Origin of the sequence: Pontibacter lucknowensis (assembly GCF_900156415.1) — a bacterium.
GTDB lineage: Bacteria > Bacteroidota > Bacteroidia > Cytophagales > Hymenobacteraceae > Pontibacter > Pontibacter lucknowensis.
Genome location: NZ_FTNM01000001.1, coordinates 138,238 through 155,385, shown reverse-complemented (window position 1 = coordinate 155,385; position 17,148 = coordinate 138,238). Strand labels below are relative to the sequence as shown.

Annotated in this window: 17 protein-coding genes; 6 read left to right on the top strand and 11 right to left on the bottom strand. The window is 49.5% G+C overall.

Features of this window, described 5'->3' with window-relative positions; translation table 11 throughout:
• Positions 1-29 precede the first annotated feature (29 nt).
• The 4 genes from fabF to lgt all read left to right on the top strand — a co-directional run bounded on the left by fabF (position 30) and on the right by lgt (position 5,208).
• Positions 30-1,283 (top strand): beta-ketoacyl-ACP synthase II, encoded by a 1,254-nt coding sequence (fabF, locus tag BW972_RS00610; RefSeq protein WP_076420387.1) that lies wholly within the window; start codon positions 30-32, stop codon positions 1,281-1,283.
• Positions 1,284-1,349: 66 nt separating this feature from the next.
• On the top strand, positions 1,350-2,027 hold the full coding sequence (gene rnc / locus BW972_RS00605) for a ribonuclease III (protein WP_234986256.1): 678 nt from the start codon (positions 1,350-1,352) through the stop codon (positions 2,025-2,027).
• 286 nt (positions 2,028-2,313) lie between these two features.
• Positions 2,314-4,194 carry an NAD(+) synthase gene (gene nadE, locus BW972_RS00600; protein WP_076420383.1) on the top strand — a complete coding sequence of 627 codons (1,881 nt, stop codon included), beginning with the start codon at positions 2,314-2,316 and terminating at the stop codon, positions 4,192-4,194.
• A 171-nt stretch (positions 4,195-4,365) separates the two neighbouring features.
• Positions 4,366-5,208: a prolipoprotein diacylglyceryl transferase gene (gene lgt, locus BW972_RS00595; RefSeq protein ID WP_007659751.1), complete on the top strand. Its 843-nt coding sequence runs from the start codon at positions 4,366-4,368 to the stop codon at positions 5,206-5,208.
• Positions 5,209-5,276: 68 nt separating this feature from the next.
• Here the strand turns inward: lgt and BW972_RS00590 are convergent, their stop codons facing one another.
• On the bottom strand, positions 5,277-6,122 hold the full coding sequence (locus BW972_RS00590) for an NHL repeat-containing protein (protein ID WP_234986255.1): 846 nt from the start codon (positions 6,120-6,122) through the stop codon (positions 5,277-5,279).
• Positions 6,123-6,247: 125 nt separating this feature from the next.
• Here BW972_RS00590 and BW972_RS00585 point away from each other — a divergent pair, with 125 nt between their 5' ends.
• Entirely contained in the window at positions 6,248-6,643 is a 396-nt protein-coding gene (locus BW972_RS00585) for a VOC family protein (protein WP_076420379.1), read from the top strand.
• 31 nt (positions 6,644-6,674) lie between these two features.
• Here the strand turns inward: BW972_RS00585 and BW972_RS00580 are convergent, their stop codons facing one another.
• The 5 genes from BW972_RS00580 to cdd form a co-directional block, all read right to left on the bottom strand.
• The gene (locus BW972_RS00580; RefSeq protein ID WP_076420377.1) at positions 6,675-7,859 is read right to left on the bottom strand and encodes an acyltransferase family protein; all 1,185 of its coding nucleotides are present in this window, start codon (positions 7,857-7,859) and stop codon (positions 6,675-6,677) included.
• 90 nt (positions 7,860-7,949) lie between these two features.
• Complete coding sequence (locus BW972_RS00575; RefSeq protein ID WP_076420376.1) at positions 7,950-9,098, bottom strand: helix-turn-helix domain-containing protein; 1,149 nt, start codon at positions 9,096-9,098, stop codon at positions 7,950-7,952.
• 171 nt (positions 9,099-9,269) lie between these two features.
• Positions 9,270-10,610 (bottom strand): hypothetical protein, encoded by a 1,341-nt coding sequence (locus BW972_RS00570; RefSeq protein WP_007658082.1) that lies wholly within the window; start codon positions 10,608-10,610, stop codon positions 9,270-9,272.
• A gap of 242 nt (positions 10,611-10,852) precedes the next feature.
• Positions 10,853-11,494: an alpha/beta hydrolase gene (locus tag BW972_RS00565; protein WP_076420375.1), complete on the bottom strand. Its 642-nt coding sequence runs from the start codon at positions 11,492-11,494 to the stop codon at positions 10,853-10,855.
• Positions 11,495-11,497: 3 nt separating this feature from the next.
• Positions 11,498-11,983: a cytidine deaminase gene (gene cdd / locus BW972_RS00560; protein WP_007658084.1), complete on the bottom strand. Its 486-nt coding sequence runs from the start codon at positions 11,981-11,983 to the stop codon at positions 11,498-11,500.
• Positions 11,984-12,110: 127 nt separating this feature from the next.
• Here cdd and BW972_RS00555 point away from each other — a divergent pair, with 127 nt between their 5' ends.
• A complete protein-coding gene (locus BW972_RS00555) occupies positions 12,111-13,460 on the top strand; it encodes a saccharopine dehydrogenase family protein (protein ID WP_076421446.1) in 1,350 nt (449 codons plus the stop codon).
• 23 nt (positions 13,461-13,483) lie between these two features.
• Here the strand turns inward: BW972_RS00555 and BW972_RS00550 are convergent, their stop codons facing one another.
• From BW972_RS00550 to aroQ, 5 genes are all read right to left on the bottom strand, one after another.
• A complete protein-coding gene (locus BW972_RS00550) occupies positions 13,484-14,200 on the bottom strand; it encodes a tRNA1(Val) (adenine(37)-N6)-methyltransferase (RefSeq protein ID WP_076420373.1) in 717 nt (238 codons plus the stop codon).
• A gap of 74 nt (positions 14,201-14,274) precedes the next feature.
• The gene (gene rnhA / locus BW972_RS00545; protein ID WP_007658099.1) at positions 14,275-14,739 is read right to left on the bottom strand and encodes a ribonuclease HI; all 465 of its coding nucleotides are present in this window, start codon (positions 14,737-14,739) and stop codon (positions 14,275-14,277) included.
• 131 nt (positions 14,740-14,870) lie between these two features.
• Positions 14,871-15,437, bottom strand: a complete 567-nt coding sequence (locus BW972_RS00540) for a MarC family protein (protein WP_040574344.1) — start codon at positions 15,435-15,437, stop codon at positions 14,871-14,873.
• Positions 15,438-15,548: 111 nt separating this feature from the next.
• Complete coding sequence (locus BW972_RS00535) at positions 15,549-16,610, bottom strand: aminotransferase class V-fold PLP-dependent enzyme (RefSeq protein ID WP_076420372.1); 1,062 nt, start codon at positions 16,608-16,610, stop codon at positions 15,549-15,551.
• Positions 16,611-16,691: 81 nt separating this feature from the next.
• Positions 16,692-17,144: a type II 3-dehydroquinate dehydratase gene (aroQ, locus tag BW972_RS00530; protein WP_007658113.1), complete on the bottom strand. Its 453-nt coding sequence runs from the start codon at positions 17,142-17,144 to the stop codon at positions 16,692-16,694.
• Positions 17,145-17,148: the final 4 nt, after the last annotated feature.

The following is a 17,148-nucleotide window of genomic DNA, read 5'->3' as shown; positions in this document are numbered from 1 at the left end:
TTTTACTATCTATCCTCTACTAACAGCTTATGGAGCTTAAGAGAGTTGTAGTTACAGGGCTTGGCGCACTCACCCCACTTGGAAACAACGTTGCAGAATACTGGAACGGACTGGCCAATGGTGTGAGTGGAGCTGCGCCTATTACACGCTTTGATGCGAGTAAGTTTAAGACCCAGTTTGCCTGTGAAGTAAAAGGATATGTTCCTGAAAATTACTTCGACCGTAAGGAAGCGCGTAAGATGGACCTGTTCTCTCAGTTCGCCATGGTGGTGGCTGACGAGGCGGTTCAGGACGCGAACCTGGTGGAAGGGAACTATAACCCCGACCGCGTAGGTGTGATCTGGGGATCTGGTATTGGCGGTCTGCGCACCTTCCAGGAGGAGTGCGTAAACTTCGCCAACGGTGACGGTACCCCGCGATTCAACCCATTCTTCATCCCGAAGATGATCGCCGACATCAGTGCCGGCCACATTTCAATTAAGTACGGCTTCCGAGGACCAAACTTCGTAACGGTTTCTGCCTGTGCATCTGCTACCAATGCTATCATTGACTCTTTCAACTATATCCGTTTAGGTATGGCTGACGTGGTGGTAACAGGTGGTTCAGAGGCTGCTGTAACCGAAGCAGGTATAGGAGGTTTCAACGCCCTCAAGGCCCTTTCAGAGCGTAACGACTCTCCGGAAACAGCCTCCCGTCCATTCGACAAAGACCGCGATGGTTTTGTGTTGGGTGAAGGTGCGGGGGCTCTTATACTGGAAGAGTACGAACATGCCAAAGCCCGTGGCGCCAAAATCTATGCCGAGGTGATCGGTGGCGGTATGTCTGCAGACGCGTATCACATTACAGCTCCGCATCCGGATGGATTGGGCGCGCTGAACGTGATGAAGAACGTGCTGCGCGATGCCAACATCAAGCCAGAGGAGGTAGACTACATCAACGTACATGGTACATCCACACCGCTTGGAGACATCAGCGAAGTGAAAGCCATTGAAACTGTGTTTGGTGACCACGCCTATAAGCTCAATATCAGCTCTACCAAATCCATGACAGGTCACCTGTTGGGCGCGGCTGGTGCTATTGAGGCGATCGCGGCTATCATGTCTATCAAGAACAGCCTGGTGCCACCTACCATCAACCACTTTACGGATGATGAAAGCTTCGACAACCGTCTGAACTTTACCTTTAACAAAGCGCAGGAGCGTGAAGTGAGGGTAGCGCTCAGCAACACGTTCGGCTTCGGTGGACACAATACTTCCGTTTTATTCCGTCAATTTATCGACTAAGTGTTTGGTCCTATAAAACCGGTACGGCGCTTCTATCACAGCCTATTTACCAAGGATAGAGAGTTAGTGCGCGCCATCTCCGGGATTATTGGCAGCACGCCGGATAACATACGCCTGTACAAACTGGCGCTCACACACACGTCCTTTGCGCGGCAGAACCTGGCTAGCAAGCACGATACGAATGAGCGACTGGAGTTTTTGGGCGATGCGGTACTCGGAACGGTAGTGGCAGAACTGCTATTCAAGAAATTTCCTTACGAAGACGAAGGCTTTATGACAGAGATGCGCTCACGGATTGTCAACCGTGAGTCACTCAATCATATTGCCATCAAAATTGGGTTGAACCTGCTCGTGAAAGTAGACACTTCAGGTGGGCAGACTTCACGTCATAAATCAGTACACGGCAATGCGCTGGAGGCACTGGTAGGCGCCATATACCTGGACAAGGGCTATAGTACGACCCGTCAGTTTATATTGGGGAAACTCATTAAACCACATGTAGACCTGCACAAACTGGTCAACACTACCTCCAACTTCAAGAGTAAGCTCATCGAGTGGGCGCAAAGCCAGAATGCTGATATCCGGTTTGAGATCGTCAACCGCAAAAACCAGGGCAATACGACTGAGTTTACATGCGAGATCTTCCTTAATGACAAACCGGTAGCCGTGGGCGTAGGGCTCTCCAAAAAGAAAGCTGACCAGGCTGCTGCCGAAAAGGCGTTGGAAGTCCTCAATATCAGCTGAGGCTGGTTTCTATCAGTGAAAATATCGGGGCAGCCAATTAATGCGATCATTTTAGCCCCTCCTTCTCTAACCCGGCTTTCACTTTAACTCTGTTGCTCAAACAGAAACTGCCCATCTTCGCATCATTCCCAGTTCTGGGCTTCTGATATTTGTTCCAGCACTGTGCCATACCTATACCTGAACTGGCTCTACAGGCCACAGGCTATACCTGTTCAGAGTATAACGGTTCTTTATTTGGCTGCCAAAGCTTAACTTGCTTCCGTATTGTTGCGTTAGAGAACACACTATGGAAGAAACTAGACTGATACTGGCTGGGGCTGCCCTTAATCAGACCCCACTCGACTGGGAAGCCAACCTCCTTAATATACGATCAGCTATTATCGAAGCAAGCACCCGAAACGTGGATATCCTGCTGCTGCCCGAGCTTTGCATTACTGGTTACGGCTGTGAGGATATGTTCCTGCACCCCTGGTTTGCTGAAGAAACATTCGAAAAGCTGCTCCAGGTAAAAGAGTGGTGCGATAACATGACCGTTTGCCTGGGTGTGCATGTGATCATCGGGCAGGATGTTTTCAACACAGCCTGCGTTATCAAAAACAAAGAGATCCTAGGCTTTACGGCTAAGCAGTTTTTGGCCCGCGATGGCATACACTACGAGCCGCGGTGGTTTACGCCATGGCCGGCAAACGTGGTAGAAGAATTTGAAGTGAAAGGAAAGCGCTACCCGATTGGCGATATCGTGTACGAAGAGAAAGGCGTGAAATATGCCTTTGAAATATGCGAGGACGCCTGGCGAACTAACCGCCCAGCCGAGCGCCACATGCCGAAGGGTGTGCAACTGATTCTGAACCCAAGCGCGAGTCATTTTGCCCTGAGCAAGACTGACCTGCGTCACCGCCTTGTAGTAGAAGCCTCTCAAAAATATCAATGTGCCTACCTGTACGCTAACCTGCTCGGGAACGAGTCAGGCCGTGTGATTTTTGATGGGGAGGTGCTCATAGCCCAAAACGGTAAGTTGATTCGACGCAACGAGCTGCTATGCTTCAAAGACGTGGACCTGGAATGCGCAGAGGTATGCTTCGGGCCTAACCCGGAAATAACTGAAACGATCGAGTACCTGCCACCCATTGATGAGAATGCCGAACTGATTGCTGCATTGAGCCTAGCGCTGTTTGACTACATGCGCAAGAGTCGCAGTCGGGGCTTTGTGCTGTCGCTGAGCGGCGGTGCTGACTCGTCGTGCTGTGCGGTGGCCGTGGCCGAAATGGTGCGCCGGGGTGTTGACAGTCTGGGAGTGACTGGTTTTGTTACCAAAGCCCGCATGTTCTCGCTGCAGGATGCCGAGTATTTTGAATCACTGCCACAGGAGCATGTAGTAAAAGAGCTGGTAGGACGTATGCTTACCTGTGCGTATCAGGGCACCGTCAATTCCTCTGATGCCACCTATACCAGTGCCAAGGAACTGGCGGAGTCGGTCGGGGCAGTGTTTTACGACTGGACCATCGATGATGAAGTGCGCGGCTATACCTCAAAAATAGAAGGTGCCCTGAAGCGGGAGCTGACCTGGGAGCAGGATGATGTGACCTTGCAGAACATACAGGCACGGGTGCGTGCCCCTGCCATCTGGATGCTGGCGAATATTAAAAACGCCTTGCTACTGGCAACCTCCAACCGAAGCGAAGCCGCGGTAGGCTACGCTACCATGGATGGCGACACGGCCGGTAGTATCTCCCCAATCGCAGGTATAGACAAAGCTTTTATCCGTCAGTTCCTGATCTGGATGCAGGAGGAACTCGGCTACCTCGGACTGGACTATGTGAATAACCTGCAGCCTACGGCCGAACTGCGCCCTTCGTCTGAGAATCAGACGGATGAAAAGGACCTGATGCCATACGAAATCCTGAACATGATCGAGCGCCTGGCCTGGTACGACCGTCTGTCACCACAGCAGGTAATCGATCAACTGGAGAAAGAGAAGGTAGCGCCAGTAAAATCAATCAAGGGATATGTGCACAAGTTCTATACCTTGTGGTCACGCAATCAGTGGAAACGTGAGCGCTACGCCCCAGGCTTCCACCTTGACGACTACAACCTGGACCCTCGCAGCTGGCTGCGCTATCCGATCCTGAGCGGCGGCTTTAGGGAGGAGCTTGGCAAATTGAAATAGGTCGAACATTAACATCAATACAAGGCATCATCTTATACCTGAAAGACCGGGGTGGGATGATGCCTTTTCCTTTTGTGGCTATACCTGTGGATAAATATCCCTGTACCTGTCTGGTGCCGGTTTTTTAGCATTGCGAATTATTGTAACTTTGGCAGAACCATACCTTTGTATATGAGCATTCTGAACTATATCACATGGGATGTAAGTCCTTCCATCTTTTCTATCGGCTCCTTTGAAGTGCGCTGGTACGGACTCCTGTTCGCACTGGCTTTTGTGTTCGGACAACGCATCCTGACCAAAATCTATGTAGCCGAGGGCCGCACAGAAGGCGATGTGGACGTGATCACCCTTTACATGATCATTGGCACCGTAGTCGGTGCACGCCTGGGCCATACCCTGTTTTACCAGCCTGAGTATTACCTGAGCAACCCGATCGAGATCCTGAAGATATGGGAAGGCGGATTGGCCAGTCATGGCGCAACCATCGGTATTTTGCTGGCCTTGTGGCTATTCAGCCGCAAGCACAATTTCGATTACATGTGGGTTTTGGATCGGATCGTGATCGTAGTGGCGCTAGGTGGCGCACTTATCCGACTGGGTAACCTGATGAACTCTGAGATTTTTGGTCGTCCAACGGATCTGCCGTGGGGCTTTATTTTTGTGCGTCAGAGCGAATACTCGCATGTACCACGCCACCCTACGCAGCTTTACGAGTCGTTCAGCGTATTCCTGCTGTTTGTGCTTCTCTACTGGCTCTGGAAGAAATACAAAGAGGCCCTTCCGAAAGGTTTGCTATTCGGTATTTTCGTAACTGCCCTTTTCACTTTCCGCTTCCTGGTAGAGTTTCTGAAAGAAGTACAGGTAGAAAAAGAGGCGACGATGGTGCTGAACATCGGGCAGCAGTTGAGCATCCCGCTGATCATTATCGGTCTGTTCATACTTTTCAGAGTATGGCGTAACCCGAAACCTGCCTTACCTGGCGGGAAGCCAGCAAGAGAAGCAGTTCGCAAATAAGTTTTATTCAAGATACCGAAACGGCCAGCATCACTGCTGGCCGTTTTGTTTTACAAGTATATAGCGGCTTAGTTAAGGCTATACCTGAACAAGCCCCCGTCTTCACTGGTAATAACCAGCGTGCTTTCGTTTTCAAATGCCACAGCCTCAGTTTGCCCGGCTTCCTTGATGCTCACTTTCTGATAATCTCCTTCATAAAAGGCACCTGGATTGCTGACGTTGCGGAAGATGTGCAGTCCTCCTTCGCTTACGAGTGCCACGGTACTGCCATCAGCGCTGCTGGCTGCGCCGGTCACAGGCACACCAAGCTTGTGACTGCCCAGCAGTCTGGCTTTGTACTGTCCGCCGCTGTCAGGAAGCTCGTATACCTTAGCTGTTTGTTTTCTACCTCTGTCCTTTGATACCAGGTATAGCCTGCCGCCTTGCCAGAAAATAGCTTCCACATCGTAGTTCATGTCTTTCTTAGATGGCGGGAAATCCTTCTGGTCCTCGTAGGTGAAGCGAATGGCCTCAATCTGATCAGGCTTGTCGAGCTGTAGCTTGTAGATGGCCAGTTCCTTTCGCTTGTTATTGTTGTTGCCTGTGTCGGCTATGTAGATATTCCCTTCGCTGTCACGTGCCAGGTCTTCCCAATCCACATTGGGGAGCTTCAGTTTGATGGTCTCTACTAATTTGCCTTGCTGATCTACCACATAGAGGTGGGGTTTGTTGCCTGCATCATTGTGTGTGATGTAAGCTTTCCGCTCAGGTATAAATTCGACGCCAGAGCTTTCATTAATAGGGGAAGGGAGTTTGGCCAGCCTGACCAGTTTGCCGGAAGTAGCTGTGGAATTAGTGTCTGTGTCGGAAGGCTGACCTAAAAAGTAAAAAAGGGCGACCATGACAGGTATAAAAAAGGCGAGTATTTTCAACATAAGCTTCATAGGCTTCTTTTAGAGAGTAGGCGCGTTATGGTATAACGGAAAGCAAAAGCACTGTGGTTGCGTACAAACTGTAAATACCCGTTTTTTAACCGGATTATTGTTTTTAAAGCCAACCGATGAAAATTAAGAAGATAAAAGAAACCTGCCTGTATGTAGCTGATCTGGAGAGCAGTCGCCAGTTTTATACTGAAAAGCTGGGGCTGGCTGTGATCGGAGAGGTGAAAGACCGTCATATATTTTTCAGAGCAGGAGAGTCGGTATTACTCTGCTTTCTGCCAGAGGCATCAAAGCTCGGTGGTACATTGCCTCCACACTTCGGATCTGGTCAGTTGCACCTGGCTTTCGAGGTAAGCCGGGGAGAATATGAAAGCTGGAAAAGCAAAATTAAGGATGCAGGTATAGCAATAGAGCAAGAGTATGACTGGGGGCGTGGTTACCTTTCGTTCTACTTCCGAGATCCCGACCAGCACCTGCTCGAAGTGGTGATGGAAGGGATGTGGGAAAAGGATTAACAGTAGGATGCTCATTCGTGATAACACACATTTAATTGCTTACGAGTTGCTCTTTCTCTTTGATTTTCTCCGCATGCAAGCCTGCAGGATATTGTGTTTCTCTTTGGATTGTCTTCATGCCAAACGGTAGTCGGAGCCAATTTAAAGGCATGATCAGATACTTGATTAGCAGAAAGCAAATGATAAAAGTGCTTAAGCTGATAACTGAAAACTTGAGACCGATGCTCCAGTCTGCTTGCAGCAGGTAATATCCCAATGCCACAATGACGGTCTGGTGCAGTATATAGAACGGGTATACCATCTCATTAGCTTGTGCCAGAAACTTATGTTTCAAGTTAAGGTGCTGCATCGCAAAACCCAGTATGACCATCAGCCAGAACCAACGGTTACTTTGCTTCAGGGCATAGTATAGCGATAATTCTATACCATTCAGATCAATATCTTTAAACCAGTAGAAAGTATACAGGATTGTAAGGGTTGAGGCCGCGAGGCCCAGGCTGAACCAGCGCAGTTTTCTTACTTTTTCCTGCAATTGAGGAAACTTCATCAATATAAAACCAATTAAGAAAACCGTGATGTAGAGAAAGTGGTTGGCCCAGTCATCTATAAGGGCATTCGTAGCCGGAAATCGTTCGTTGAGCAGAATGCCACCTGTACTCAACCACAGCGCGGGTACAGCCAGTAATACCCAGTTAGGTATACCGACTGCCTGTATGCTGACACGGCGCAGGTATACGAGTAGCGGCAAAAGCAGCAGGCTGTAGCAGAAAATATAAGTCAGGTACCAGAGATGGTGCCAGCTAAAGTTGCCTTCCGGGTATGGCTCAAACTCGAACACAGAGGGATAGAAGCTCAAATAATCTGTGGCCGTTCCCTGTACTACCCGCTCAAAGTATATCTGTGGTGGCACTACCAGCAGCATAGCTATGACCAATGGGAGCAGAATGCGCTTAAGTCTGTCTTTGGCGAAAGTGCCGGCACTCCGGAATCCCAGAGCAAAGTACACGCCTACACCAGACACCAGAAAAATAAGCGACATGCGCCACTGACTCATAAAGATCATCGGCACTTCCAGTGTTTGGCTGAGTACCGGGTTTTTAACGTGCCAGTCCCAACTGACAAAGTACATGCCGGTGTGGTAAAAGATGAGTAGCGAGAAGGCCAGTACCCGCAGCCAGTCGAACTCGTAACGTCTGATTTTAATCTGGTTTTCCATAGCGTTTCGTTTTGATGCAAACATCGCTAAAGAAGGTTAAATCAGAAGAATCTGCCGATAAGTGCGAGGTGCTAACTTATAGGGAAGTACTTAAACTGAACCGGAAACGGCATTTTTTCGGTATTGCCCGGGTGTCAGGCCCGTATGCTTTTTGAAGACACTGCTAAAAGCCGATTTTGATAAATAGCCTACCTGCTCGGCCACTTCTTCCACCTTGAGATGCTGCTGAGTTGGGTCTGCCAGTATGGCTCTGGCCTCTTGTATGCGGAGCTCAGCCAGATACTCAAAAAAACTCTTGCCCAGGCGCTCGTTCAGGCTTTGCGAAAGGTAGTGGGGAGAAGTATGCAGTTGTTTGGCCAGCGTCGGGAGGGAGGCCGATGGTTGAATGTAAAATTTTTCCTCTTCAGCCGCTTTCAATTTCCGGATCAGGTCCTGCTTGGCCTCCTCGCTTAAGGCAGACTTCTCATACTTCAGTTGCACTACGGGCTGGAAGAAAGCAGAATCTGTGATGATCTTATAGCTGGCAAAGAAGAGCTGTACTACTAGAAACATGGCCAGGAAGTGGTCACCCAGATCACGCTCATAGCTTAGCTTCACGATCACGATCAGTACCAGTGTAGCGACGAAAAAGAACAGCAGAAACTTTGCCCAGGTATAGAAATAGGGGTTAGGAGACTCGGTTGAGCGCTGTTTTCTTAAAAGTAAAAAGCAAAGCACGATGTAGAGGAGGATGTGGAGCATCGTCAGCTCGTTTACATACCTTGTCCAGCGCAGCGGGTCCCAGAAAAGCTCAATGGTGACTGGCAAACGCTCCATCTCCGGGAAATAGGCTCCAATATAAGCGTTGTATTTAACCTCCTCTGGCTGTATGTAAAAAAGAATGTGGTAGAGAAAATACACCACGAAGGGGAGGAAATGCAGCCATTGCTTTCGGGTCCAATTGTTGCCGTTCAGACTCCGGAAAAGCAGGTAGGTAAGCGGACCAACTGCAAAATTTGCCGGCTCCGAGAAGTCAACCAGGTCGAGAACACGGAACATCAGGCCGCTGTAGCACAGAAATACTTCCAGGACCATGCTGGCAAAAGTGAAGACCAGTGCCGCCAGTAGCAGGTGATGATAGGGCTGCCGGTGTGGGCGCTTAGCCAGAAACAGCAGGCTCATGAAGTAGCCCTGCACCACGCCCACCAGGAGGATGGCCGCGAACCAATCGAATCGGAAGAAGGGCTCTATTTGTGGCATCGGCAAGTATGATTGTCTACTGACGGTTCATAAACTAAAGCTAAAACTAAATTTTAACTTACGTTTAAGTACACCTGAAAATTCTATGCTCATACTTTAGAGAGGTCTTTTTAATAACAAAGCCCCAACCTATTGGCCGGGGCTTTATCTTATCTCAATATTTGGAAATGCTTACTGCAGTCGCGCCTGGATCTCTTCGATCAGACCATCATAGCGCTTCAGCAGACGGCCCCAGTCTTTGAAGTCCTCATCGTCTTTCACACTGATGTTGCGCGATGTGTTGTTTTCGCGCTCGTGACGCTGGCTTACGATCTTCACCACGTAAGTCAGGTCGTTGGAGTTACCGCCGCTGCTCACGATCACACGTGTGCGGATCATGTTGGCACCGTTGAAGTTCTGCACCTGCCAGGCACTTGTCAGATAGCCTGTGTTGTAGTCTACTGTTTCGAGCACATCAAAGCGCTTGGTTATAATTGAGCTCAGGATTCTCCAGGCATCAGCAGGGTCTACGGTTTTGTTTACAGGTATGGTAATGCGCACATTGGCCATGTCTGAGGAAATAGATGAGGAATAAGCCTCGTCCACGGCAAGCTCCACAAACTCAGTTGGCTCCGGAGCCTGCATGTTTTCCTGGTTGCAGTAGTTCTTGATATAGCGCAGGAAACCGTCTTTGGTCACGCGCACTTCTACGCAGCCGTTCTTTGGAACTTTCAGGTCGTATTTGCCTACGCCTACTACTTTGCCAGCCACCTCAATGTTGGCATCGGCAGGGGAGGATGTGATTTTCACTAAGCGATCTTCAAGCATGGCACGGCTGCGAAGCGGAGGAAGCGGGTCAGTAGATGGCTTATTGCAGAACACCTGTACTACTTCGGCAAATCCGTCCTTTGTTACAGTCACTGTTACGCAAGTACCAAATGGTACGCTTACGTCTGTATTGCCACGACCGCTTACCACACCATTCAGTGATACAGAGGCGTCAGCCGGAATCACTTCCAGGCGCACCTGGCGGTCTTTCAATTCAAAAAAGTCTTTAACAGGAGGAGCTTCACGGTCTTTCTGGTTGTAGTATACCTTGGTTTGTGGTGCAAAGCCTGGTTTCTTCACCTCAACGTTCAGGAACTTGTCTTTCTCCACAATCAGGTTGATACGCTTTGTACCAGCCAGGCGACCGTCAATGTAGATCTCCGCATCATAAGGCTCCACACTGATGTCAACAAGGCGGTTTACGAGATCCACCTTCTGGACTTTGTCCCACTTCATGGTGCGTGGAAACTCACGAATCACAGGTTCATAACCTTCTTTTACAATGGCAATGCGATTGCGGGAGTCTTTATTCAGCTTCAACTCAATGCTTCCGACACCCAGTTCAGTCACTCGGGTATTGTCAGCATCGTTTAGCAAAAAGAATTTTGCGTCCGGAAAATTAGAGGCAACATTGATTTTGCTTTGTGCGAAAGCAGAGAATGCCAGAAAGCAGAAAAAGAAGGATAAGTAGAAAATTCTCCTCATAGGACTAAAATAAAGTAAGTAAAAAATATAAAGTGAGTTGGTTGATTGCAGTTCTATCCCCACAAATTTAAATCAAATTTCTGTAAATTTATATATAACAATTTGTGCATCAATAAAAATACCCAAAAGTGGGTACCAGATAATTGCTATAAAATAAAATGTAGCAGATGTTATGAGCCGATTCAGCCGCGCAAAAACAGATAAATTTTTGTACAGATTAGCGTAAAATTGTAGTTGCTGCTCTAATGTTTTAACCTGTCCAGTATTTCCGGAGCAATCGTATGGCCGCCTTCGAAGGTATGGACTTGTGGTGAAATGCCGAGGCGTTGCATAATTTCCAGCTGATGCTGCAGTTTTTCGGACGTGATAAACTCGTCATGTGTGCCGTACACCAGATCTACCGGTATACCTACAAAAGCCGCTTTGCCCGATTCAAAATCGATATCCTCCGGAAAAGAGGCGGCCCAAAGTACGAGGTGCTGGCAAGGCACTCGTTCAGTTGCCAGCCAGCGGCAAACTGTAGCACCGCCCTGTGAGAAGCCCAGCACGTGCACCCGTACATCAGAAGGTACTTGTTGCAAAAGTTGTTGCAACAGCAGGTTGAGGTAAGCGGACTGATCCTCTATCTCAGAAAGACGATCTTCTTTTGTCATCCAGGTGGCGCCCACGCGACCCGAAAAACCATCCAGGTAAAAGCGGGAGAGTCCCTCCGGAGCCACTACCACAGTAGTCCCATCATCCAGCACAGCGAAGTGTCGCAAAAAATAACGGGCCAGCTGACCATAGCCATGGCATACTACCCACAGGTCGCGCGTCTGTTCTGAAGGCGTTCCCAAGGTATAGTAGCGTGCCGTTCGCGGCACTGTCAGCTGGTGTGTGTGCATAACTTACAAATGTTCTTTGTTGAACTGGAAAGGCAGCAGGTCGCTTACGCTGCGGAGGCGGTAGAATTTGCCTTCTGGTCCCTGCAGGAGCACAGGTATAGGCTCTCCTTGCTTGTGTTCGTACTCAGCCATTACCTGGCGACAGGCGCCACAGGGCATAGCCGGAAGATAATGTTGTTCGCTTCGTCGGCGTGCAGTCACAGCGATCATCCTGATTTTGGTGTTTGGGTGATGGGCACTCATGGCAAACAGGGCAGTACGCTCTGCACAGAGGCCGGAAGGGTAGGCGGCGTTTTCCTGATTGCTGCCTTTGAACATGGTGCCGTCTTCAAGTACCAGGGCGGCGCCTACCAAAAAGTTGGAATAAGGAGCATAGGCGTCGTTAGCAGCTTGTTGGGCCAGCTCCATCGCTTCGCGTTCCTGTGGTGTTAATTCTTCTGCCGAGTCCAGTACGTCGATGCAGATATTTATATTCAGCTCACTTGCCATTTAAGACCTTGTAGGTATAAAAATTAGAAAAGGGCTATAAATTTAACGGAATATTCTGATAAAACAATGCGAAAGGTTGGCCTTGCAGGTGGTTATTGCTAAATTCATGCGCAACGACACAATCGCTATGAAAAAAATACTCCTCCTCGGGGCTGGCCGCTCCGCCTCCTCGCTTATTCAATACCTGTTACAGCACGCGACTTCCGAAAACTGGCACATCACCATCGGCGACATCAACGTGGACCATCTGCAGGACAAAATCGTGCAGCTGGACTTTGCCGAAGCCATCGTATTCAATGTGCACGATGACGCACAGCGGGCTGCAGAGGTAAGCAAGGCCGATCTGGTGATCTCGCTTTTACCAGCGATCTTTCACATAGAGGTGGCACGGGAGTGTATGAAGCAGGGGAAGCACCTGATCACCGCATCGTACGTTTCGCCCGAGTTCAGAGAGCTGCACGAAGAGGCCAAGCAGAAAAACCTGACCATAATTATGGAGTCAGGCCTTGACCCGGGTATAGACCACATGTCAGCCATGGCGGTCATTCAGCGTGTGCAGGGTATGGGCGGTCGTATCACGTTATTCAAGTCCTATACGGGCGGACTGGTAGCACCGGAGTCGGATAATAACCCCTGGAATTACAAGTTTAGCTGGAACCCACGCAACGTGGTGCTGGCAGGACAGGGGACGGCCAAGTATATTAAGAACGGCGAGTACAAGTATATACCTTACCACCAATTATTTAAGCGCACCGACGAACTGTTTGTAGAGGGCTACGGTCATTTCGACGGTTACGCAAACCGCGATTCGCTCAGCTATCGGGAGCATTACGGTCTAAAGGATATCCCTACCATGCTACGTGGTACACTGCGTCGCATTGGTTACTGCGCCGCCTGGGACGTTTTTGTGCAACTGGGTCTCACCGACGACAGCTATGATCTGGAAGGTGTGGGCGGCATGACGCATCACAGTTACCTGGAAGCCTTCCTGCCACCAGCCGCCTCCACCGGCGAATCGCTGCAGCAACGCCTGTGCCGCTACCTGGATATCGCGCCCGAAGGTGAGATCATGGAAAAGCTGGAGTGGCTTGGGCTGTTTAAAGATATACCACTCGACATGCAGGTTGCCACACCGGCACAGGTGCTCGAAAAGATACTGGTAGGCAGATGGAAGCTGGAGCCCGGCGACAAAGACATGATCGTGATGCAGCACCTGTTTGAGTACGAGCTGAACGGCGAGCAGCACGAGCTCACCTCCTCACTGGTAGTGTTGGGCGATGATGCCGTGCAGACAGCTATGGCTAAGACTGTGGGATTACCGGTTGGTATACTGGCAAAGCTTCTGCTGCAAGGTAAGATCGACCGCCGTGGAGTAGTTATACCTATCTACCCGGACCTGTATGAACCTGTGCTGGAAGAACTCAAAGGGTATGGAATTGACTTTGTGGAAGACGAAAAAGTGAAGGTTGTTCACTAGCAGGTATGGCCTTTGGGCAATCTTTAGAAGATCAGGTAGTAATCGCGCAGCAATTCTGAAAAGTCAGGAGTATAGGTCGTGCCGTCTTCTTTGCGGATGTATAAGGTCTTAGTAAGAGTATTCGTTTTCGGATTGCAGGTATAGGTTTGCACATGGCGAATGCACTTGCCTCCGATGCGGGTAAAAATCTCCATGGTTTCGGTCAGGTATAAGGCATGCGTTTGGGCAAGTTCTGCAAAGTGGTTTGCCTCAGCTGGCGGCAGGAGCAAGTATAGTTTACCATCCTGAGTAAGGTGCTTCTGTGCAAAAGTCAGGATGTCTTCAAAAAGCAGATCGCCTGTATGCTTAGCTGTATTTTTAGCGGCATTGTCAGACTTGAGTGATGCCAGAAAAAATGGCGGGTTAGAGAGAATGACGTCGTACTGCTGCGTACAGGTTTCCGCAAATTCCTGCAAGGGCATCGGGTGTAGTTTCAGTCGGTCTGCCCACGGGCTTTCGACAAAGTTCTGCAAAGCCTGCACCTGCGCCTCCGGATTGATTTCTACTGCTTCCACTTCCGCCTCCGAGCGTTGCGCCACCATCAGGGCCAGCAAACCTGTTCCAGTTCCGATATCCAGTACCCGCTTCGCTTGACGCACCTCCAGATAGGCTCCGAATACACAGGAGTCTGTGCATACCTTCATAGCACATTGGTCCTGGTTGATGCGGAACTGCTTGAATTGGAAGTATGTGTTAGGCAAGAGAATTAAGAATTAGGAATGTTGGCTAAGTTATGGAGAGTGAGGATGGGTAAGTTTGAATTATTCATTATTCATCACTTCGAATTAAACTGCCCCGACTCAAAGCCCTCGTCAATTAACAGATTCGGTGACAGTGCACTGGCAACCGCCAATTCATCGCAGCGTTCATTCTCCGGGTGGCCTGCATGACCTCTGATCCAGACGAATTTTACGTTATGTTTGGCATATACCCTTAGGAAACGGGCCCAAAGGTCACCGTTGGCTTTGCCGGCGAAGCCTTTCTTCTGCCAACCAAATACCCAGCGCTTTTCTACTGCATCTACCACATACTTGGAGTCCGAGTAGACCGTGACAGGTATACCAGGCTTGGTGATCGCCTCGAGCCCCACGATCACGGCGAGCAACTCCATGCGGTTATTGGTGGTCTTGCGGTAACCGGCAGTCAGTTCTTTTTCGTGGTTTTTCCAGCGCAATATAGTGCCATACCCTCCCGGACCCGGATTTCCTCGTGATGCACCATCTGTAAAAAGCTCGATCATATTGTAATTGAGTGAATGAGTGATTTAGCGATTGAGTGAGTTTTTGATTTAGCGCATGTGTGAATGAGTGAGTTATTGGTCGTGAAAAAAATAATAAACCACTCCGTCACTCAATCGCTAACTCACTCAATTTAAATAGGTAGATTCGTTTTGAACAGCTTAATGGCAATGGCCAGCAGGATAACGCCAAAAACTTTGCGGAGCACGTTGGCGCCAGCTTTGCCGAGTTTACGCTCCAGCCAGGCCGAAGCCTTGAGAACGATGTAAACGAACATCAGGTTCAGGACTATACCGACCAGCACGTTTGGCAGAGAGTAAGCAGCACGCAGCGAGAGCAGGGTTGTCATGGTACCGGCTCCAACGATAAGCGGGAAGGCCAGCGGCACAATGGAACCACTTTTTACTTCCGGGTCGGAGTGGAAAAGGTCTTTGCCCAAGATCATCTCCAAACCAATCAGGAAAATGATAATGGCACCCGCCATGGCAAAAGACTCGAAATCGATGCCGAACAGTTTCAGGATACCATCCCCCACGAACAGAAACACGATCATTAGGATACCTGAAATAATGGTCGCTTTTTCTGATTCGATCTTGCCCTCCCGTTTGCGCAGGTCAATGATGATGGGAATAGAACCCAGAATGTCAATCACCGCAAACAGGATAAGTGTGACAGACGCGATTTCCTTAAAACTGAACAGCTCCTGAAGCATGGGTTGAGTGGTTGTTAAAATGTTAAAGCCAGCAAATAGGGTATAGCTATACCTGCAAGCGCTGACGCAATTTAATAACAAGCCGCAAAGGTAGGATTCTTAGGCGTAATAATGCAGGAAAAAGCGCTTTAGCTCTTCGTACTCTTCGTTGGCAATGGCCGGGAAGTTGGCCACCCGAAACGTGTTGCGCTGCCATGGTCCGTAGCCGTTGCCCAGCCGGATATTGTGGTGCAGCGCCCGTTTCTTGATGTCCTCCACCAACCGCTCGTTCGCCTCCAATACCAGTACTGTTTTAGAGCGCACTTCTTCGTTTTCAATCAGCAGTTTAAAGTCGGTGAACTGTCCGAAGAACTCGTACAGCTCGTTGGCCCGATCCGTCAGGTCGATGTCGAGTTGTTTGATAAAAGGCCGGTCTTCGAGCATACGCTTGAGCAGGTAGATGTTGAGCGTGTTCGGCGTGTGCACGGTCTGGTAGTTGAGCATCTTCTCGTAGAGCGACACTAGGCTGTTGTAGTGGCTGCGCTCGTTCATTTGCTTGGCCCGGAAGATGGCACGCGGCGAGCAAACAAGTATACCCAGACCCGGCGGCAGACCGAAGCACTTCTGCACGGAGGCAAACCAGATATCAGCTTTAATGTGTTTCAGGTTGAGGCCGGCCATCGAGGAAGTTGCATCCACGGCTGTGAGCGTGTCCCGGAAGCGGTTGTGCAGGTTCAGGATGGTACTGGCTGTGACCTGTGTTCCGTTGGAGGTTTCATTTTGAGTGAAGCAGATCAGCTCAGTATCGACACTGATGTCGAGTTCCTCCACCGGCATGGCCTCGTTGATGTCGAAGCGAATACCCTCGGCATTGGGGCGTAGCTTTTTGGCATACTCGTACCATTTCTCCCCAAAAGAACCATTGTAAATGTGGAAGCTCTTCTTTTTGGTGAGGCTTTGGGTCAGGATCTCCCAGCACTCGGTGGCGGAGGAGGTAAAAAAAATAGAGTAATCCTGCGGAATGTTGAGGCGCCGCTTGAGCGAGCCCACCACCGTGCGTGATAGCTGTACAAACTGTTCTCCGCGGTGCGGAGCTCCCAATATACCTTCGTCATACGCATCCATAAGATAGTTGCGCACTTCCGGATATATTTTAGACGGTCCTGGATAGAAATTCAACATGGAGGGTAATATAAAAAAATATAGTATTGCTACTATAGTAAAAAGCAAATATTTAGTGAACGGAATCCCAGTGTTACCACGCTATTTTTTGGATCCAAAACCGATCTGCTTCGGCTTCATGCGCTCGAAGTACTGCAGTGCCAGCCGGTAGCTCTCCATCCCGAAACCTGTGATTACTCCTTTGCAGAAAGGAGCCAGCATGCTTTTGTGACGGAAGGCGTCGCGGGCATAAACATTGGAGATGTGCACCTCGATTACAGGCGTTTCGATGGCCTTGATAGCGTCAGAGAGGGCCACGGAGGTATGGGTATAGGCGCCACCGTTGAACACGATGCCTTTGTAGCTGAAACCCACCTCGTGCAGCTTGTCGATCAGTACCCCTTCGGTGTTTGACTGAAAATAGGATAACTCCATGGCTGGAAACGCTTCCTTCAGCTCTTCAAAATATGATTCGAATGACTCGGAGCCGTAGACAGACTTCTCGCGAATACCGAGCAGGTTAAGATTTGGGCCGTTCAGGATGAGGATTTTCATAGTT